The sequence below is a fragment of the Rhizobacter sp. P2_D12 genome, from assembly GCF_056404395.1.
In genome coordinates, this window is the sequence record NZ_JBFUEB010000011.1 from 100,960 (window position 1) to 118,775 (window position 17,816).

A 17,816-nucleotide genomic window follows, 5' to 3' on the forward strand; every position below is an offset into this window, starting at 1 on the left:
GATCAGCTCAGGGAAGGGGGCCCGCGGGCGAGGAAGCCCGAGGACTGGGTGGCGATGTGCCAGCCGCGGTGCAGGGCCACGGGGGCCTGCACGAATTCGAGGGGGACCAGCGCCGGCGCGATGCTGGCGAGCGCATCGCCGTGGCCCAGCTGGTCGTAGACGTCGCAATCGCCGTCATGCTGGTGGCCGGCGAAGAGCTTTTGCAGCCACCCGGCTGACGCCGGATCCACCTTGGCCGACAGCTGCGACCAGGCGGCCGCCGAGCCCGGCGCATGCGGCATGTGCGCGATGCGGTGCATCAGCCCCAGTGCCTGCACCAGCACGAGCGACGCGAGCAGCAGCGCGACGAGGGCGATGCGGCGGGCTGCGGGGGCGGTGCGGGAATGGGACATGGGCGACGGCGTGAGGCCGCGAGCATAGCAAACGGTGACAAATCCCCCGGGTCAGGCCCCGGTTTGCGTGTGGCAAACTCCGCCGCTTTCCTGCTCTGCAGCCCGCCACGGGCCCCTTCGTTTTGGACAAGATTCTTCTGCAGATCGCCGCCGAGCTGAAGGTTCGGCCGGTGCAAGTGAATGCCGCGGTGCAACTGCTGGACGGAGGCGCCACCGTGCCCTTCATCGCACGCTACCGCAAGGAGGCCACCGACGGCCTCGACGACATCCAGCTGCGCGAGCTGGAAGCGCGCCTGTCGTACCTGCGCGAACTCGAAGACCGGCGCGAGGCGGTGCTCAAGAGCATCGACGAGCAGGGCAAGCTGACGCCCGAGCTGCGTGCCGCGATCGAGGCCGCGCCAACCAAGCAGGAGCTGGAAGACCTGTACCTGCCGTACAAGCCGCGCCGCCGCACCAAGGGCATGATCGCCCGCGAGGCCGGCCTGGAGCCGCTGGCCGACAAGCTGTTCGCCGACCCGTCGCTCGACCCGGCCGCCGAGGCGGTGGCCTTCATCAATGCCGACGGCGGCTTCGCCGACGCGCATGCGGTGCTGGACGGCGTGCGCGACCTGCTGAGCGAGCGCTGGGCTGAAGACGCCGCGCTGGTCGGCAAGCTGCGCGGCTGGCTGTGGGACGAAGGCCTGCTGCGCTCGAAGCTGATGGACGGCAAGGACGTCAACCACCCCGACGTCGCCAAGTTCCGCGACTACTTCGAGTACGACGAACCGATCGCCCGCGTGCCCTCGCACCGTGCGCTGGCGGTGTTCCGCGGCCGCACGCTGGAGTTCCTGGACGCGAAGCTGGTGCTCGACGAAGAGGTGGTGCCCGGCCAGCCGACGCTGGCCGAGGGCCGCATCGCGGTGCACCTGGGCTGGAGCCACAAGAAGCGCCCGGCCGACGACCTGATCCGCAAGACCATCGGCTGGACCTGGAAGGTCAAGCTCAGCCTGAGCCTGGAGCGCGACCTGTTCAGCCGGCTGCGCGAGGACGCCGAGAAGGTGGCGATCAAGGTGTTCGCCGAGAACCTGCGCGACCTGCTGCTGGCCGCGCCGGCCGGCCCGCGCGTCGTGATGGGGCTGGACCCGGGCATCCGCACCGGCGTCAAGGTGGCGGTGGTCGACGTCAACGGCAAGGTGCTGGACACCCACACCGTCTACCCGCACGAGCCGCGCAACGACTGGGAAGGCTCGATCCACACGCTGCGCCGGCTGTGCGCGACGCACGGTGTCAACCTGATCGCGATCGGCAACGGCACCGCGAGCCGCGAGACCGACAAGCTGGCGTCCGACCTGATCAAGCGCATCCAGCAGCTGGCGCCGGGCACGCACATCGAGAAGGTGGTGGTCAGCGAGGCCGGCGCGTCGGTCTATTCGGCCAGCGAATACGCGAGCAAGGAACTGCCCGATCTCGACGTGAGCCTGCGCGGCGCGGTCAGCATCGCGCGGCGCCTGCAGGACCCGCTGGCCGAGCTGGTGAAGATCGAGCCGAAGAGCATCGGCGTCGGCCAGTACCAGCACGACGTCAACCAGAGCGAGCTCGCGCGCAGCCTGGACACGGTGATCGAGGACTGCGTCAACTCGGTCGGCGTCGACCTGAACACCGCGTCGGCGCCGCTGCTGTCGCGCGTGTCGGGGCTGAGCGGCGCGGTGGCCGCGAGCATCGTGCGCTGGCGCGATGCCAACGGCTCGTTCCGCAACCGCCAGCAGCTGCTGGACGTGAGCGGACTCGGCGCGAAGACCTTCGAGCAGAGTGCCGGCTTCCTGCGCATCCGCGGCGGCGACAACCCGCTCGACCAGTCGGGCGTGCACCCCGAGACCTACCCGGTGGTCGAGAAGATCATGCGCGCGGTCGACAAGCCGGCCGCCGAGGTGATGGGCCGCAGTGACGTGATCCGCGCGCTGAAGCCCGAATCGTTCGCCGACGAGAAATTCGGCGCGATCACGGTGAAGGACATCTTCGCCGAGCTGGAGAAGCCGGGGCGTGATCCGCGGCCGGACTTCAAGGTGGCGCGCTTCAACGACGGCGTCGAGGACATCAAGGACCTGCAGCCCGGCATGACGCTGGAAGGCACGGTCAGCAACGTCGCGCAGTTCGGCGCCTTCGTCGACCTGGGCGTGCACCAGGACGGCCTGGTCCACGTGAGCCAGCTGAGCAACAAGTTCGTCAACGATGCGCGCGAGGTGGTGAAGACCGGCGACATCGTCAAGGTCAAGGTGCTCGAGGTCGACCTGGCACGCAAGCGCATCTCGCTGACGATGAAGCTCGACGCGGCGGTGGCGCCGCGCGGCGAGCGCAACGGCGACAACAGCTACCGGCCGGCCGGGCGCGGCGAGCGCAGCGGCGGCGGTGGCGCGCGGGCACCGCAGCAGCAGCAGCCGGCGGGGCAATCCGCGATGGCGGCTGCTTTTGCGAAGCTGCAAGGCAAGCGCTGAGCCGGACTGCCGGTTTCAGGGCAACATCGGGCATGACACTGCAACGAGGAACACAGCGATGAACCAACGTCTTCGACCCCCTGCTCTTCGACCCCTTGCCCTGGCCGTCGTGCTCGGCGCGGCCGGCCTGCTGGGCGCCTGCGCGCATGCGCCGGGCCCGAGCGCCAGCGCGATCCTGCTGCCGACCACCGGCAATGCCGCGACCGGCGTCGTCACCTTCCAGCAGATCGACGACCACGTGCTGGTCAAGGGCAAGGTGCGTGGCCTGAAGCCGAACCAGGAACACGGCTTCCATGCGCACGAGAAGGGCGATTGCTCGAGCGGCGACGGCATGAGCACCGGCGGCCACTTCAACCCGACCGGCAAGCCGCACGGCACGCCGCTGGGCGATCACCATGCGGGCGACATCCCGGCCATCACGGCCGATGCGAACGGCGTGGCCGATTTCGAGTTCCTGCTGAGCGGCGTGAGCATCGGCTCCGGCCCGACCGACCTGGTCGGCCGCGGCCTGATCGTGCACGCGAACCAGGACGACTACACGACCCAGCCGACGGGCAACTCCGGCGCCCGCATCGCCTGCGGCGTGATCAAGAAAGATTGATGGTTGACACGGATCGGTTCGGGCTGGGGGATCCGTTCGGGCTGAGCGATCCGTTCGGGCTGAGCCTGTCGAAGCCCTGGTTCGATGCGCGCAGGCCCTTCGACAAGCTCAGGGCGAACGGCTTGCCGGGTGCGTCGGCATGAAGGCCCTGCTGGTCGCAGCAGGCCCGCGCGCCCGCCGGCACCTGCAGCAGCACGGCCTGCGCCCGCAGGACGTGCGCGCCATCCCGGCCGCGGCCGGCGGCCCGAAAGGCCTGGCGCTCAACCACCTCGACCGCTTCCTGTTCGGCGACTGGCTGCCGCGCAGCGACCACGTCGTGCACCTGCTGGGCGCGTCGATCGGTGCCTGGCGCATGGCCACCGGCTGCCTCGACGACCCGGTGCGCGAACTGGCGCAGATGGCCGCCGACTACATCGGGCAGGAGTACGAGCACCGGCCCGGCAAGCAGCCGACCGCCACCCACGTCAGCCAGGTCTTCGCCGACAACCTGCAGCGCCAGTTCGGGCCGCGCGAGGCCCAGGTGCTGCAGCATCCGCGCTACCGGCTGCACGTCTTCACGAGCCGCGGCCGCCACGTGCTGGGCCGCCAGGGCCGGCTGCGCACGCCGATCGGCTACCTGGGCGCGTTCGCCGCCAATGCCGTGAGCCGCCGCGCGATGGGCGGCTGGCTCGAGCGCGTGGTGTTCTCCGACCCGCGCGATGCGCTGCCGCTGTCGCTGGCCGACTACCGCACGCACGGCGCGGTGCTGGATGCATCCAACCTGCGTGCCAGCATCCTCGCGAGCTGCTCGATCCCGTTCTGGCTCGATGCGGTGCACGACATCCCCGGCGCACCGACCGGCGCCTACTGGGATGGCGGCATCACCGACTACCACCTGCACCTCGACTATGCGTCGATGCACGACGGCCTGGCGCTGTACCCGCACTTCCAGAAGACGGTGGTGCCGGGCTGGCTCGACAAGGGCTTCAAGCGCCGCCACCGGGCCAGCGCGATGCTCGACAACCTGGTCGTGCTGTACCCCAACCCCGAATGGATCGCGACGCTGCCGAACGGCAAGCTGCCCGACCGCGCCGACTTCAAGGCCTGGGGCGACGACGTCGCCGGACGCCGGACCGCCTGGACGCGGGCGTTGCAGGAAAGCGAACGGCTGCGTGACGATTTCGCGACATGGCTGGATCGCCCGGAGGCCGCCGACTTGTAGGGGGTGCTGCCGGTCGGAAACGTCGCCGGCCTCCCCTAAAATTCGGCGGATGCGCCACTCCCTGCCGTACCCTCCGCAGCGCCCCCTCCCGATGGCGCCGGCCCGCCCGTGACCGCCGCCGCTGTCCACCAGGCCCACCAGGCCCCCTCGCTCCTGCAGTTCCGCCGCCTCGCCGGTGTGCTGGCGCCGGCCGCGCTCGACCGCCGCGTCCACACCGCGCAGGAGCCATCCGACATCGCATCGCCCGCGCTGCTGCATCCGGCCGACCCGGTCACCGAGACCTGGAGCGCCGCCGGCACGCTGCGCGAGCAACGGCGCGGCAGCGCGCGCTTCAGCGCCAACGGCGACTGGCTGATGGGCACGCTGTGCGTCGACGAGACCGCGCTGCCCGGCGGCCTGGGCGCCGCGGCGCGGCAGGTGTACGACGAACTCTTCGAGCTGCTGCGCGCCGAAGGCTGCATGCACCTGCTGCGGCTGTGGAACTACATCGCCGACATCAACGGCACCGATCCGGCCGACGGCATGGAACGCTACCGGCAGTTCAACGTCGGCCGCCAGGATGCCTTCCTGGCCGCGCAGCGCAGCGCCTTCGACGGCTCGCCGGCCGCCTGTGCGCTGGGCACCACGCGCGGCCCGCTGACGGTGCACTTCCTGGCCGGGCGCGAGGCGCCGCGGGCGGTCGAGAACCCGCGCCAGGTCAGTGCCTACCGCTACCCGTCGCAGTACGGCCCGCGTGCGCCGACCTTCTCGCGCGGCGCGCTGGCCCCGGTGGGTGGCGGGCGCGAGGCGCTGTTCGTGTCGGGCACGGCGAGCATCGTCGGCCACCAGACGCTGCACGCCGGCGACGTCGCGCGGCAGACCGAGGAGACGCTGGCCAACGTCGGCGCGGTGGTCGATGCGGCCAACGCGCTGAGCATGGTCGGGCCGCGGGCGCACCGGGTCGAGAACCTGGCCTGCACGGTCTACGTGCGCCACCCGCACGACCTGCCGCGCGTGCGCGAGGTGCTGGCGCAGCGGCTCGGTGCCGATGCGCCGGCGCTGCGCGACGCGATCTTCCTGCGCGCCGACGTGTGTCGCGCCGACCTGCTGGTCGAGGTCGAGGCGCACAGCATCGCGTCCGCCGCGGGCGCGGCGACATGATCCGCCGCGGCTGGCAGCTCGCGTGCTTCTACCTGCTGCTGTCGGGGCTGGGGCTGGCCTCGCTGGTGTGGAACCTGGTCGCCGCGCTGCTGCGCCCGCTGCTGCCGCGCCGGCGCGCACAGGCGCTGGGGCGGCATGTGATCGCCACCTCGTACCGCACGTTCTGGAACCTGGCCGCGGTGTTCGGGCTGATGGAGGTCGACGCGCAGGCGCTGGACCGGCTGAACGATGAAGCCACCGGCCTCGTGATCGTCGCCAACCACCCGAGCATGGTCGATGCGCTGCTGATCGTCGCGCGGCTGCGGCGTGCGGTGTGCATCATGAAGGGCGACCTGATGCGCAACGTGTTCCTCGGCGCCGGGGCGCGGCTCGCGCGCTACATCCCGAACGATTCGCCGCGCACGATGCTGCGGCATGCGATCGCCAGCCTGCAGGAAGGGGCGCAGCTGGTGATGTTCCCCGAGGGCACGCGCACCGAAGGCAGCGTGCTGAACACGTTCCGACCCGGCGTCACGGTGATCGCCCACAAGGCCGGCGTGCCGATCCAGACGGTATTCATCGAGACCGATTCGCCGTACCTGCGCAAGGGCTGGCCGATCTGGCGCGTGCCGCCGTTCCCGATGGCGTTCCGCTTGCGGCTGGGGGCGCGCTTCGAGGTGCAGACCGATGACAAGGCGATGACGCTGGACGCGCTGGAAGCGTATTTCCGCAAGGAGCTGGCGTGAACTCGACCACCCATGCGGTGCTGATCCCGAGCTACAACACCGGCGCGACGGTGTACGACACGGTGCGTGCGGCGCGCGCGCAGTGGTCGCCGGTGTGGGTGGTGGTCGATGGCAGCACCGACGGCACGGCCGAGGGCCTGCAGCGGCTGGCCGAGGCCGATGCGCAGCTGCACGTGATCGTGCTGCCGGCCAACCAGGGCAAGGGGGCGGCCGTGCTGGCCGGACTGCAGGCGGCACGGGCGGCGGGTTTCACGCATGCGCTGACGATGGATTCGGACGGGCAGCACCCGGCCGGGCTGATCCCGCAGTTCATGGCGCGCTCGGCGGAGCATCCGGATGCGATGGTGCTGGGCAAGCCGGTGTTCGATGCCTCGGCGCCCTTGCTGCGCGTGCGCGGGCGGCGCATCTCGAACGGCTGGACCGACCTGGAGACGCTGGGGGCCGGCATCGGCGATTCGCTGTACGGCTTCCGGGTCTACCCGATCGAGCCGCTGATGGCGGTGATGAAGCGCCAGCCCTGGATGCGGCGCTTCGACTTCGACACCGAGGCGGTGGTGCGGCTCGCCTGGCGCGGCGTGGCGCCGATCAACCTGCCGGCGCCGGTGAAGTACCTGACGGCGGAAGAGGGCGGGGTGTCGCACTTCCGCTATGGGCGCGACAACGTGCTGCTGACGTGGATGCACACGCGGCTGATGGTGGAGTTTCTCTGCCGGTTGCCGGTGCTGGCGTGGCGGCGGGTGATGCGCAGGCCGCCGTTCCAGTACCGGACGTGATGGACGAGCTCCCGGGTGACAACCCGGGATCGTCTCAACATTCGACGATGTTCACCGCCAAGCCGCCGCGCGCGGTTTCCTTGTACTTCGTCATCATGTCCGCCCCCGTGTCGCGCATCGTCTTGATGACCTTGTCCAGGCTCACGTGGTGCGTGCCGTCGCCGCGCATCGCCATGCGCGCCGCGTTGATCGCCTTCACCGACGCGATCGCGTTGCGTTCGATGCACGGGATCTGCACCAGCCCGCCCACCGGGTCGCAGGTGAGCCCGAGGTGGTGTTCCATGCCGATCTCGGCCGCGTTCTCGACCTGCTCGGGCGTGCCGCCCAGCACCGCGCACAGCGCGCCCGCGGCCATCGAGCAGGCCACGCCGACCTCGCCCTGGCAGCCGACCTCGGCGCCGGAGATCGACGCGTTCTCCTTGTAGAGGATGCCGATCGCCGCGGCGGTGAGCAGGAAGTCGATCACGCCCGCCTCGGTGGCGCCGGCGACGAAGCGCGCGTAGTAGTGCAGCACCGCCGGCACGATGCCGGCCGCGCCGTTCGTCGGTGCCGTGACGACCCGGCCGCCGGCCGCGTTCTCCTCGTTCACCGCCAGCGCATACAGGTTGACCCAGTCCAGCACCTGCAGCGGGTCGCGCAGCGCCGCTTCCGGGTTGGACGACAGCTGGCGGTGCAGGTCGGCCGCGCGCCGCCGCACCTTGAAGCCGCCGGGCAGCACGCCGTCGGTGCGCGAGCCGCGCAGCACGCAGTCCTGCATCACCTGCCAGATGTGCAGCAGGCCGGCGTCGATCTCGGCGTCGCTGCGCCAGTGCCGTTCGTTGCGCCGCATGATCTGCGCGATGCTGCAGCGCTCGCGCGCGGCGATCACCAGCAGGTCGGCCCCCGAATGGAAGGGCAGCGGCAGCACCGTCGTGTCGGGCGCCAGCACCTTCTGCTTGCTGCCGTCGGCGGCCAGTTCCTCGCTGACGACGAAGCCGCCACCCACCGAGTAGTAGGTGCGCGCGGTGAGCTCGGCGCCCGCGGCATCGAAGGCCACGAAGCGCATGCCGTTGGCATGGAAGGGCAGCGTCTGCCGCCGGTAGAACACCAGGTCGGTCTTTTCGTTGAAGCTGACCGCCTGCTCGCCCAGCAGGTTCAGCTGCTTGCCGCTGCGGATCGCCTCCAGGTGGGCCGGGATCGCGTCCGGGTCGACGCGGTCGGGCTCGTGCCCGGCCAGGCCCAGCAGCACGGCCTTGTCGCTGCCGTGTCCCTTGCCGGTGGCACCGAGCGAGCCGTACAGCTCGCACTGGACACGCTGCGTGGCAGGCAGCAAGCCGTCATGCTGCAGCCGCAACGCGAACAGCCGCGCCGCACGCATCGGCCCCACGGTGTGCGAACTCGACGGCCCGATGCCGATCTTGAACAGGTCGAACACCGAGACGGCCATGAGCGTTTCCTCTCAAGAAAGAGCGACAAGAGCGACACCGGCGAACCGTTCGCCCTGAGCAGGGACTGAGCTTGCCGAAGGCCCGTGTCGAAGGGCGGGTGCCGTAGCGGGCCGGACATCCCTGCACACGGCCAGCAGGACTTCGACAAGCTCAGTCCGACCCTTCGACAAGGTCAGGGCGAGCGGGATTCTTTGCCATCGACGGCTCAATAGTCCGTCAGCGGCGGGCAGCTGCAGAACAGGTTGCGGTCGCCGTAGACGTTGTCGACACGCCCCACCGGCGACCAGTACTTCTGCCGCTTCAGGCTCTTGACCGGGAAGGCCGCTTCCTCGCGCGAGTAGGCATGCGGCCACTCGGCCTTCATCAGCGCGCCGGTGGTGTGCGGCGCCGCCTTCAGCGGGTTGTCATCCTGCGGCCACTGCCCCTGCTCGACCTTGCGGATCTCTTCGCGGATCGCGATCATCGCGTCGCAGAAGCGGTCCAGCTCGACCAGCGGTTCGCTCTCGGTCGGCTCGACCATCAGCGTGCCGGCCACCGGGAAGCTCAGCGTCGGCGCGTGGAAGCCGTAGTCGATCAGGCGCTTGGCCACGTCCTCGGCGCTGACGCCCGAGCTGTCCTTCAGCGGGCGCAAATCGAGGATGCATTCGTGCGCGACGCCGCCCCCCTTCACGCCGGCGATGTTGCCGCTGTAGTGGATGTCGTAGTGGTCGGCCAGGCGCGCGGCCACGTAGTTGGCGCTCAGGATGGCGGTCTCGGTGGCGGCTTGCAGGCCCTCGGCGCCCATCATGCGCACGTACATCCAGCTGATCGGCAGCACGGCCGCGTTGCCGAGCGGCGCGGCGGACACGGCGCCCACCTGCTGCCCGGTGCCGATGCCGGCCGCGCGGTGGGCGGGCAGGAAGGGCACCAGGTCGGCCGCGACGCACACCGGGCCGACGCCCGGGCCGCCACCGCCGTGCGGGATGCAGAAGGTCTTGTGCAGGTTCAGGTGGCTGACGTCGCCGCCGAACTCGCCCGGCGCGGCGATGCCGACCAGCGCGTTCATGTTGGCGCCGTCCACGTAGACCCGCCCGCCGTGCTGGTGCACCAGCGCGCACAGCTCCTTCACGCGCGTCTCGAACACGCCGTAGGTGGACGGGTAGGTGATCATCACGCAGGCCAGCCGGGCGCTGTGCTGCTCGCACTTGGCCTTCAGGTCGTCCAGGTCGACGTTGCCGTCGGCGTCGCACTTCGTGACCACCACCTGCAGGCCGGCCATCTGCGCGCTGGCCGGGTTGGTGCCGTGCGCCGATTCGGGGATCAGGCAGATGTTGCGATGGCCTTCGCCGCGCGATGCGTGGAAGGCCTTGATGATCAGCAGCCCGGCGTACTCGCCCTGCGAGCCGGCGTTGGGCTGCAGGCTGATGCCGGCGTAGCCGGTGGCCTGGCACAGCCAGTCGCGCAGCTGCTGGTCGAGCAGCTCGTAGCCGGCCAGCTGGTCGCGCGGCGCGAACGGGTGCACGTTGGCGAACTCGGGCCAGGTGATGGGGATCATCTCGCTGGTCGCGTTCAACTTCATCGTGCAGGAACCGAGCGGGATCATGCTGCGGTCGAGCGCCAGGTCCTTGTCCGACAGGCTGCGGATGTAGCGCAGCATCTCGGTCTCGCTGTGGTGCGTGTTGAACACCGGGTGCGCCAGGAAGGCGCTGCGGCGCTCCAGGCCGGCCGGCACCCGCGTGGCGACGCCCTTCTCGCTGCGCGCCCACAGTGCGGCGCTGTCGTACGGCTTCGGGGGCACGATGCGCAGCAGCGCGTCGACGTCGCCGCGCGTGGTGGTCTCGTCCAGCGTGATGCCGACGCTGCCGGCCGACGCGCGGCGCAGGTTGAAGCCGGCTTCGCGCGCGGCTTGCAGCACGGCCTCGGTGCGGTGGGCGGTGTTCACCTGCAGCGTGTCGAAGGCACTGTCGTGTGCCAGCGTGCAGCCGGCGTCCTTCAGCCCGGCGGCCAGCACCGCGGTGTAGCTGGCGACGCGGCGKGCGATGCGCTYGAGSCCCTSSGGGCCGTGGTAGACSGYRTACATGCYGGCSATSACSGCCRGCAGCACYTGCGCGGTGCAGATGTTSGACGTCGCYTTYTCGCGGCGGATGTGCTGCTCGCGCGTCTGCAGCGCCAGGCGGTAGGCCKGGTTGCCSTGCGCGTCGACGCTGACGCCCACCAGCCGGCCCGGCATCGAGCGCTTGAACTCGTCCTTGGTGGCCATGTAGGCGGCGTGCGGGCCGCCGTTGCCCATCGGCATGCCGAAGCGCTGGCTGTTGCCGACGGCGATGTCGGCGCCCATCTCGCCGGGCGGCGTGATCAGCGTCAGCGCCAGCAGGTCGGCGGCGACGATGGCCAGGCCGCCGGTGGCGTGCACCGCGGCGATCACCGGCGACAGGTCCTGCACGACGCCGTCGACGCCCGGGTACTGGAACAGCGCGGCGAAGGCCTGGGCCTTGCCGGCCTCGGCCGCGGGGCCGGTGACGACCTGCAGGCCGAGCGGCTCGGCACGCGTGCGCACCACCTCGAGCGTCTGCGGCAGCACGTCGTCGGCGACGAAGAAGGTGCTGCTCTTGCTCTTGCCGACGCGCAGCGCGAGCGTCATCGCCTCGGCGGCGGCGGTGGCCTCGTCGAGCATCGACGAGCCGGCGATGGCCAGGCCGGTCAGGTCGCAGACCAGGGTCTGGAAGTTGACCAGCGCCTCCATGCGGCCTTGCGAGATCTCGGCCTGGTAGGGCGTGTAGGCGGTGTACCAGGCCGGGTTCTCGAGGATGTTGCGCAGGATGACGCCCGGCGTGTGGGTGCCGTGGTAACCCTGGCCGATGAAGCTCTTGAGCACCTGGTTGCGCGACGCGATGCGCTTGAGCTCGGCCAGCGCCTGGGCCTCGGACAGCGCGGCCGGCAGCTGCATCGGCGCCGGGCGCGCGATGGCGCGCGGCACGATGGCGTCGATCAGCGCGCGGCGCGACGCGGCGCCGATGGCCGACAGCATCTGCTGTTCGTCGGCCGATTCGATGCCGATGTGGCGGGCGACGAATTCGGCGGGGTTCTCGAGCTCACCCAGGGAGGTGTGGGCAGACATCAGCATGGCGTTTCTCAAAGAAGGAGTAGCCCGGATGTCAATCCGGGTCGGCAGCGGTGCAAGGCTTCAGGAGTTCTTGACGAGCAGGTCGTACGCCGGCTGGTCCATCAGCTGGTCGAACTCGCCCATGTCGGAGACGTGCACCTTGAAGAACCAGCCATTGCCCAGCGGATCGCTGTTGGCGAGCGACGGATCGGCGCGCAGCGCCTCGTTGACCTCGACGATCTCGCCGGCGACCGGCATGTACAGGTCGGCCGCGGCCTTGACCGATTCGACGACGCCGGCGACCTCGCCCTTCTTGAAGGTGCGGCCGACCTCGGGCAGGTCGACGAAGACCACGTCGCCCAGCGCATCCTGCGCGTGGACGGTGATGCCGACGGTGGCGGCCTCGTGGTCTTCGATGTTGATCCACTCGTGGTCGGGGGTGTACATGGTCGTCATCAGGAACTCCTTGGGGGCGATGTCAGAAAGTCGGGAAAGGGGGCTCAGCCGCGGTGGTACCGGTGCGGCGAGAACGGCATCGGCGCGACGCGCATCGGCTGGCGCTTGCCGCGCACCTCGGCGAACACCTCGTGGTGCGGCAATGCGTGGTTGCTGGCCAGGTAGGCCATCGCGATCGGCTGGCCGACGCTGGGCGCGAGCGTGCCGCTGGTCACGTGGCCGAGCTTGCGGCCCTGGCCGTCGACGATGGTGGCGCCTTCGCGCACCGGCACGCGCTCCAGGCCCAGCAGGCCGACGCGCTTGTTGGTGGTGCCGTGGGCCAGCTGCCCGTCGATCACGCTGGCGCCGGGGTAGCCGCCGGCGCGCGCACCGCCGGGGCGGCGCACCTTCTGGATCGCCCAGGTCAGCCCGGCCTCGACCGGCGTGGTGGTGTCGTTGATGTCGTGGCCGTACAGGCACAGGCCGGCTTCCAGGCGCAGCGTGTCGCGCGCGCCGAGGCCGCAGGGCTTGACCTCGGGCTGGGCCAGCAGCGCGCGGGCCAGCGCCTCGGCCTGCTCGGCGGCGACCGAGATCTCGAAGCCGTCTTCGCCGGTGTAGCCGGATCGGGTGACGAAGCAGTCGGCGCCGGCCAGCGTGAGCTGGCGGCCGGTCATGAAGGTGAGGGTGGCGGCATCGGCGTTCAGCCGGGCCAGCGCCTTGACGGCCTGCGGGCCCTGCAGCGCGAGCAGCGCGCGCTCGGGCAGCGGCTGCACGGTGCACTTGTGGCCGATGTGGGTCACCAGGTGCTTGATGTCGGCGTCCTTGCAGGCGGCGTTGACGATGACGAGCAGGTCGTTCTCGCGCCGCGTGATCATCAGGTCGTCGAGGATGCCGCCGCTCGCATTGGTGAAGAAGCCGTAGCGCTGCTTGCCGACGCCGAGGTCGGCGACGTCGACGGGCACCAGCGATTCGAGGGCCCTGGCGGCATCGGGGCCGACCAGGCGGACCTGGCCCATGTGGGAGACGTCGAAGAGGGAGGCGGCTTCGCGGCAGTGCCGGTGCTCGGCGATGATGCCCCCGGGGTAGTTCACCGGCATCTCGTAGCCGGCGAACGGCACCATCTTGGCGCCCAGTTCGAGGTGCAGGGCATACAGCGGGGTCTTGAGCAGTTCGGCAGCGGACATGGTGGTCTCCGAGGGCATTCACCGGGCCAACGTGTCGCCATGCCGGCCGACGCGTTGGGGATGCCCTCTCTGTCCGCTTTACCTGAGAGATTGGCGGCCTCCGGATCCCGGTCGACCGCTTGCCCCTTCGGTGGACCCACTCGGGGTGGGCCTCTCTCCAGCGAGGAACGTCTCGTGAAAGACGTTTGCCAGTCCTTTTGCCTGAGCGTTCGAACCGGCATCGCTGCCGGCCCTGCGCCTTCGGCGGCTTCGAATGGAAGCTCTCTCCTGGCGGCGCGAGTTTAGCTCGGAAAGAGGCGCTGTCGTCAGCGGCCGGTGGCGCCGGTCGGCACGATCATGCGGGTCGTGCCTTCGCGCAGGCGCTCGGCATCGGCGCGGGCGGCTTCGATCTCTTCCGGCGTGCGCGGGCGGCAGTCGCCACGACGCGCGACGTTGCTGCCGAGGGAGGTTTCGGCGGCGCACTTGGGGGCCGCAGCCACCTGCTGCCCCGGCGGCGTCGGCGCGGGGGTGGAGGCACAGGCGGTCATCAGCGCGCACAGGGCGGCCAGGGAGATCAGTCGGATCATGGTGGATGAAAGGGGAGTGGGTTGTCGACGGCGATCGCGCGGGCGCGATGCGGGAGGCGAAAGGATACCGGGATACCGCGCGGGTTGCCCGGCCTGCGATGACGTTTCGTGGCCCGGATGCGAATCCGGGGCGCTGCCCGCGTGCAAGGAGCCGCTGCGTGTTGCGCCCACCTTGCAGCACGCAGGAACTCGTTCAAGGGGCGCGTTACTCAGGCACACGATCAACATTTGCATGAGCTCGCGGACGCAGCCATGCAGGAAAGAGAAGGCCATGAACGTTGGTGGAACGAGGCCGAGGTCGATCGGGCCTCTTGCGAATGGCGAGCCGCAAACTCAGGCGAGTCCCCACGGCAGTGACGCATCAACTCCGGGCGAGACTCCCGTGAGCGAAGACGAGCATGCTCCAGATGCCAGCGGCGAAGCGCTTCAGCACCACCCCTTTCCGTCGCCCATGCTCTGGAGATCGAATCCCGGTTTGCCAGCTCCCCGCGAGGACTCCGACGAAATCGGGTTTGGCTTGCCCGGTGGGCAAGGCCCGGTGATGGGGGCTTCCTCGCACGAGTTGTCCGACGGGCTTGAGCCTGAAATGGCTCGTTGCGTCATCCTGGCGCTCGCGCTTGACCTCGCAATCGGTCACGTGGGCTGATTGGGAACCGCGGCGAGCGCTGGTCTCGTGGCAGCGAGATTGACATCACCGATGAGCGGACAGGGCCCATGAGCACATTGACCGTCACCACCCGGCGTCAAGCGACATTCCGGAAAGAGATCCTGCAGCACCTGGGCATCCAGCCTGGCGAGAAGATCGAGGTCGAGTTGCTGCCGGGCGGCCGAATCGAACTGAGGGCCGCCGAGCGCACCGGAACCATCGGAGGCGTTCTGCGCCTGCTCGCGGGCAAGACGACGGAGGTGGCTTCGATCGAGGAGATCAGCAGCGCCGCTGCCGCAGGAGGGGCCGGTGAGAAATGAAGATCTCCGTCGACATCTCAAGTCGCCAGCAGCTTCACCCCTTCGACTCGCGCCGCCTTCTTGTCGAACGTCCACAGCGGTTCTTCATTTCCTTGCGCCGCCAGAGCGCCATGAACGCAGTCCACAAAGTTCGCTGAACTGTCCCGATAGAGGGCGAGCGCCTGTTCCACCACCTGCTCCGACTGGAAAGACAACTCCGTGGCTGACAGCAACTGCGACAGCGTGCTGATCAGATCGGCTTTGCCGACCTGGAAGTTCGACCGCAGCACCCACTCCAGTTCGAGCGTGACGGTGATCGGCACGAACAAGGTGCGCCCCTCGCGGGCGCACTCGTCGAGCAAGCGGATCACCACCGCAAACTGCGAATCCTCGTCCTGGATCAGGTAGCGGACCAGGACGTTGGTGTCGACCGCAGCCATCAGCGCCAGGGGTTCATGTCGTCGATGCTGACCCTCTTGCCCTTCGGTGCTTTCAGCATGCCGGCCATGTCGCGCAGCGAGCGCGTCTTGGCCCTCACGACGATGCTGCCGTCCGGCATGACATGCCACACGAGGCGGGTGCCGGGGACGGCCCCCAATTGCTCCCGGACCTGAGCCGGGACCGTGGTCTGGCCCTTGGACGTGATGGTGGATTCCGCCATGGGTGATTCCTTACGAATTAATGAATTGTAAGGCTGTCCGGTTGGCCATGTCGAGCCTGGGTCGTGGCGAGCGACCCCGGATTGGCATCCGGGCTACTTCGGAGGCGCCCAGCTCGCGTGCCAGCCGCCGCCCATCGCCTGGATCAGGCCGATCGCGGCCAGTTGCTGGTCGACCTGCAACTGCACCAGCGCCCGCCGCGCGCTCAGCGCCGACGATTGCGCAGTCGCCACTTCGAGGTAGCTGACCTGCCCGGCGCGGTAGCGGTTCAGCGTCTGCACCTCGGTGTCGTCCGCCGCCTTCGACGCCTGCTGCCGCAGCGATTCCTGCTCGGCCAGCATGCGCACCAGCGACAGCTGGTCCTCCACCGCCTGCAGGGCCGCCAGCGTGGTCTGCCGGTAGCGCGCGATGGCCGCATCGCGGCTCGCCTCGGCACCTTCCACCCGGGCCCGCGTCGCGCCCGCATCGAAGATCGTCTGCGCCACCGACACGCCGAGCGACCACAGGTTCTGGCTCGCGTTGAACAGCTGGCTCACCGTGCTGCTCGACTGACCGTACGAGCCGCTCAGCGACAGGCTCGGGAAGTAGGCACTGCGCGCAATGCCGATCTGCGCGTTCGCCGAGGCCACGCTGCGCTCGGCCGACGCGATGTCCGGCCGGCGCTGCAGCAGCTGTGACGGCACTGCCAGCGGCACCGCCGGCACCGTCATCTGCCAGGCCGCCGGCGGCAGCGAGAACTGCGCCGGCGCCTTGCCCACCAGCACCGCGATCGCATGCTCCAGCACCGCGCGCTGGCGCTTCAGCGTCGCGAGATCCGCCTGGGCGTTCGCCAGCTGGGTCTGCGCCTGCAGCAGGTCGCTCTTCGGCGCGATGCCGGCGTCATAACGGTTCTGCGTGATCGTCTGCGAGCGCGTGAAGCTCTCGACCGTGCGCGTCACCACGTCGATCTCGGCATCCGCCTCGCGCAGCGAGAAATAGTTGCTCGCCAGCGTGCCCTGCGCCGACAACCGCGCCGACGCCAGGTCGGCCTCGCTCGCCTGCGCCGTCGCGGTCGCGGTGTCGACACCGGCCTCGAGCTTGCCCCACAGCGGCGCCTCCCAGCTGGCACCCACCGCCACCTGGTAGGTGTTGCCGGTCGACGCCCGGGCACCACCGCCGGCGCGCGTCGCGCCGCCCGTCAGCCCCACGCTCGGGAAGAACGAGGCCCGCGCCTCCTTCACCAGCGCGCGCGCCTGCGTGTAGCTCGCCACCGCCGCCGCGACGTTCTGGTTCGACACCTCGACCTGTGCCGCCAGCTGGTTCAGCGTCTCGTCGCCGAACAGCGTCCACCATGGCCCGCGGTCCAGCCCGTCGGCCGGCGCCGCCGGCAGCCAGCCCTCGGCCGCCGCCGGCGTTTCCTTGTAGCCGCCGGGCAGGGCGGTGTCGGGCACCTGGTAGCGCGGGGCCACCGAGCAGCCGGCCAGCAGCAGCAACGCGGCCGCGAAAGGAGTCAGTCGTGAGGTCATGCGCGAGCTCATGCGTGCAGGGCCGGGTCGGTGCCGCGGCTCAGGTGGTGCTCGTCCGCGCCGCGGCGGCGCAGCTTGTCGAGCAGGAGGTAGACGACCGGCGTCGTCAACAGGGTCAGCAGCTGGCTCGCGATCAGCCCGCCGATGATCGCGACACCCAGCGGCTGGCGCAGCTCCGAGCCTTCGCCGAAGCCGATCGCCAGCGGCAGCGCGCCCAGCCCGGCCGCCAGCGTCGTCATCAGGATCGGACGGAAGCGCAGCAGGCAGGCCTCGCGCACCGCATCGATCGGCGCCAGCCCACGCGAGCGCTCGGCCTCGAGCGCGAAGTCGATGATCAGGATCGCGTTCTTCTTGACGATGCCGATCAGCAGGAACACGCCGATCAGCGCAATGATCGAGAACTCCATGCGGAACATCAGCAGCGCCAGCACCGCGCCGACGCCCGCCGACGGCAGCGTCGACAGCACCGTCACCGGGTGCACCAGGCTCTCGTACAGCACGCCCAGCACGATGTAGATCACGACGATGGCGGCCAGGATCAGCAAGGGCTGCTGCGACTGCGAATCCTGGAAGCCGCGCGCGGTGCCCTGGAAGCTGCCGCGCACGTTGGCCGGCATCGCGATGTCGGCCTCGGCCTGCTTCACGGCCGCCTGCGCATCCGAGAGGCTCACGCCGTCGGGCAGGTTGAACGACACCGTGGTCGCCAGCTC

General features: G+C 70.0%; 19 protein-coding genes and 2 riboswitches. Of the genes, 9 read left to right on the top strand and 10 right to left on the bottom strand.

Going from position 1 to position 17,816, the window contains the following annotated elements; genetic code table 11:
* Positions 1-2: 2 nt before the first annotated feature.
* Entirely contained in the window at positions 3-392 is a 390-nt protein-coding gene (locus tag AC1DYN_RS05700; RefSeq protein ID WP_477958144.1) for a hypothetical protein, read from the bottom strand.
* 122 nt (positions 393-514) lie between these two features.
* Here AC1DYN_RS05700 and AC1DYN_RS05705 point away from each other — a divergent pair, with 122 nt between their 5' ends.
* The 7 genes from AC1DYN_RS05705 to AC1DYN_RS05735 all read left to right on the top strand — a co-directional run bounded on the left by AC1DYN_RS05705 (position 515) and on the right by AC1DYN_RS05735 (position 7,303).
* On the top strand, positions 515-2,863 hold the full coding sequence (locus AC1DYN_RS05705) for a Tex family protein (RefSeq protein ID WP_477958145.1): 2,349 nt from the start codon (positions 515-517) through the stop codon (positions 2,861-2,863).
* Positions 2,864-2,921: 58 nt separating this feature from the next.
* Positions 2,922-3,464 (top strand): superoxide dismutase family protein, encoded by a 543-nt coding sequence (locus tag AC1DYN_RS05710; protein ID WP_477958146.1) that lies wholly within the window; start codon positions 2,922-2,924, stop codon positions 3,462-3,464.
* The gene (locus AC1DYN_RS05715) at positions 3,464-3,607 is read left to right on the top strand and encodes a hypothetical protein (protein WP_477958147.1); all 144 of its coding nucleotides are present in this window, start codon (positions 3,464-3,466) and stop codon (positions 3,605-3,607) included. Before AC1DYN_RS05710 ends, AC1DYN_RS05715 begins: the two co-directional genes overlap by 1 nt.
* Positions 3,604-4,665 carry a patatin-like phospholipase family protein gene (locus tag AC1DYN_RS05720; RefSeq protein WP_477958148.1) on the top strand — a complete coding sequence of 354 codons (1,062 nt, stop codon included), beginning with the start codon at positions 3,604-3,606 and terminating at the stop codon, positions 4,663-4,665. The genes AC1DYN_RS05715 and AC1DYN_RS05720 overlap by 4 nt, the downstream gene beginning before the upstream one ends.
* Positions 4,666-4,773: 108 nt before the next feature.
* Entirely contained in the window at positions 4,774-5,805 is a 1,032-nt protein-coding gene (locus AC1DYN_RS05725) for a chorismate transformation FkbO/Hyg5 family protein (protein WP_477958149.1), read from the top strand.
* Positions 5,802-6,530: a lysophospholipid acyltransferase family protein gene (locus AC1DYN_RS05730; protein WP_477958150.1), complete on the top strand. Its 729-nt coding sequence runs from the start codon at positions 5,802-5,804 to the stop codon at positions 6,528-6,530. The genes AC1DYN_RS05725 and AC1DYN_RS05730 overlap by 4 nt, the downstream gene beginning before the upstream one ends.
* Positions 6,527-7,303, top strand: coding sequence for a glycosyltransferase family 2 protein (locus tag AC1DYN_RS05735; RefSeq protein WP_477958151.1), 777 nt, complete (start codon positions 6,527-6,529; stop codon positions 7,301-7,303). The genes AC1DYN_RS05730 and AC1DYN_RS05735 overlap by 4 nt, the downstream gene beginning before the upstream one ends.
* A gap of 34 nt (positions 7,304-7,337) precedes the next feature.
* Here the strand turns inward: AC1DYN_RS05735 and AC1DYN_RS05740 are convergent, their stop codons facing one another.
* The 5 genes from AC1DYN_RS05740 to AC1DYN_RS05760 all read right to left on the bottom strand — a co-directional run bounded on the left by AC1DYN_RS05740 (position 7,338) and on the right by AC1DYN_RS05760 (position 13,997).
* A complete protein-coding gene (locus tag AC1DYN_RS05740; protein WP_477958152.1) occupies positions 7,338-8,729 on the bottom strand; it encodes an L-serine ammonia-lyase in 1,392 nt (463 codons plus the stop codon).
* Between the two features lie 206 nt (positions 8,730-8,935).
* On the bottom strand, positions 8,936-11,833 hold the full coding sequence (gcvP, locus tag AC1DYN_RS05745) for an aminomethyl-transferring glycine dehydrogenase (RefSeq protein WP_477958153.1): 2,898 nt from the start codon (positions 11,831-11,833) through the stop codon (positions 8,936-8,938).
* A gap of 60 nt (positions 11,834-11,893) precedes the next feature.
* Positions 11,894-12,268 carry a glycine cleavage system protein GcvH gene (gene gcvH, locus AC1DYN_RS05750; protein WP_477958154.1) on the bottom strand — a complete coding sequence of 125 codons (375 nt, stop codon included), beginning with the start codon at positions 12,266-12,268 and terminating at the stop codon, positions 11,894-11,896.
* Between the two features lie 44 nt (positions 12,269-12,312).
* Entirely contained in the window at positions 12,313-13,431 is a 1,119-nt protein-coding gene (gcvT, locus tag AC1DYN_RS05755; protein WP_477958155.1) for a glycine cleavage system aminomethyltransferase GcvT, read from the bottom strand.
* 59 nt (positions 13,432-13,490) lie between these two features.
* Positions 13,491-13,602, bottom strand: a riboswitch (glycine riboswitch).
* Positions 13,603-13,610: 8 nt separating this feature from the next.
* A riboswitch (glycine riboswitch) is annotated at positions 13,611-13,711 on the bottom strand.
* Between the two features lie 25 nt (positions 13,712-13,736).
* A complete protein-coding gene (locus AC1DYN_RS05760) occupies positions 13,737-13,997 on the bottom strand; it encodes a hypothetical protein (protein ID WP_477958156.1) in 261 nt (86 codons plus the stop codon).
* A gap of 382 nt (positions 13,998-14,379) precedes the next feature.
* Between AC1DYN_RS05760 and AC1DYN_RS05765 the strand changes: the two genes are divergently transcribed.
* A complete protein-coding gene (locus AC1DYN_RS05765; RefSeq protein ID WP_477958157.1) occupies positions 14,380-14,643 on the top strand; it encodes a hypothetical protein in 264 nt (87 codons plus the stop codon).
* A 68-nt stretch (positions 14,644-14,711) separates the two neighbouring features.
* A complete protein-coding gene (locus AC1DYN_RS05770) occupies positions 14,712-14,963 on the top strand; it encodes an AbrB/MazE/SpoVT family DNA-binding domain-containing protein (RefSeq protein WP_477958158.1) in 252 nt (83 codons plus the stop codon).
* A gap of 17 nt (positions 14,964-14,980) precedes the next feature.
* On the opposite strand, the gene AC1DYN_RS05775 is transcribed toward AC1DYN_RS05770, so the two are convergent.
* From AC1DYN_RS05775 to AC1DYN_RS05790, 4 genes are all read right to left on the bottom strand, one after another.
* A complete protein-coding gene (locus AC1DYN_RS05775) occupies positions 14,981-15,382 on the bottom strand; it encodes a type II toxin-antitoxin system VapC family toxin (protein WP_477958159.1) in 402 nt (133 codons plus the stop codon).
* Positions 15,382-15,603 (bottom strand): AbrB/MazE/SpoVT family DNA-binding domain-containing protein, encoded by a 222-nt coding sequence (locus tag AC1DYN_RS05780; protein WP_477958160.1) that lies wholly within the window; start codon positions 15,601-15,603, stop codon positions 15,382-15,384. The genes AC1DYN_RS05775 and AC1DYN_RS05780 overlap by 1 nt, the downstream gene beginning before the upstream one ends.
* Before the next feature lie 93 nt (positions 15,604-15,696).
* On the bottom strand, positions 15,697-17,106 hold the full coding sequence (locus AC1DYN_RS05785) for an efflux transporter outer membrane subunit (RefSeq protein WP_477958161.1): 1,410 nt from the start codon (positions 17,104-17,106) through the stop codon (positions 15,697-15,699).
* A gap of 8 nt (positions 17,107-17,114) precedes the next feature.
* Positions 17,115-17,816, bottom strand: a 702-nt coding sequence (locus AC1DYN_RS05790) for an efflux RND transporter permease subunit (RefSeq protein ID WP_477958162.1), incomplete at its 5' end; no start/stop codon positions are given.

Excerpts from the sequence above, each read along its gene's own strand:
- AC1DYN_RS05770 (WP_477958158.1), top strand. The coding sequence starts at position 14,712 with ATGAGCACATTGACCGTCACCACCCGGCGTCAAGCGACATTCCGGAAA.
- gcvT (WP_477958155.1), bottom strand. The coding sequence starts at position 13,431 with ATGTCCGCTGCCGAACTGCTCAAGACCCCGCTGTATGCCCTGCACCTC.
- AC1DYN_RS05715 (WP_477958147.1), top strand. The coding sequence starts at position 3,464 with ATGGTTGACACGGATCGGTTCGGGCTGGGGGATCCGTTCGGGCTGAGC.
- AC1DYN_RS05780 (WP_477958160.1), bottom strand. The coding sequence starts at position 15,603 with ATGGCGGAATCCACCATCACGTCCAAGGGCCAGACCACGGTCCCGGCT.
- AC1DYN_RS05700 (WP_477958144.1), bottom strand. The coding sequence starts at position 392 with ATGTCCCATTCCCGCACCGCCCCCGCAGCCCGCCGCATCGCCCTCGTC.
- AC1DYN_RS05760 (WP_477958156.1), bottom strand. The coding sequence starts at position 13,997 with ATGATCCGACTGATCTCCCTGGCCGCCCTGTGCGCGCTGATGACCGCC.
- AC1DYN_RS05720 (WP_477958148.1), top strand. The coding sequence starts at position 3,604 with ATGAAGGCCCTGCTGGTCGCAGCAGGCCCGCGCGCCCGCCGGCACCTG.
- AC1DYN_RS05775 (WP_477958159.1), bottom strand. The coding sequence starts at position 15,382 with ATGGCTGCGGTCGACACCAACGTCCTGGTCCGCTACCTGATCCAGGAC.
- AC1DYN_RS05785 (WP_477958161.1), bottom strand. The coding sequence starts at position 17,106 with ATGACCTCACGACTGACTCCTTTCGCGGCCGCGTTGCTGCTGCTGGCC.
- AC1DYN_RS05740 (WP_477958152.1), bottom strand. The coding sequence starts at position 8,729 with ATGGCCGTCTCGGTGTTCGACCTGTTCAAGATCGGCATCGGGCCGTCG.
- AC1DYN_RS05710 (WP_477958146.1), top strand. The coding sequence starts at position 2,922 with ATGAACCAACGTCTTCGACCCCCTGCTCTTCGACCCCTTGCCCTGGCC.
- gcvH (WP_477958154.1), bottom strand. The coding sequence starts at position 12,268 with ATGACGACCATGTACACCCCCGACCACGAGTGGATCAACATCGAAGAC.
- AC1DYN_RS05730 (WP_477958150.1), top strand. The coding sequence starts at position 5,802 with ATGATCCGCCGCGGCTGGCAGCTCGCGTGCTTCTACCTGCTGCTGTCG.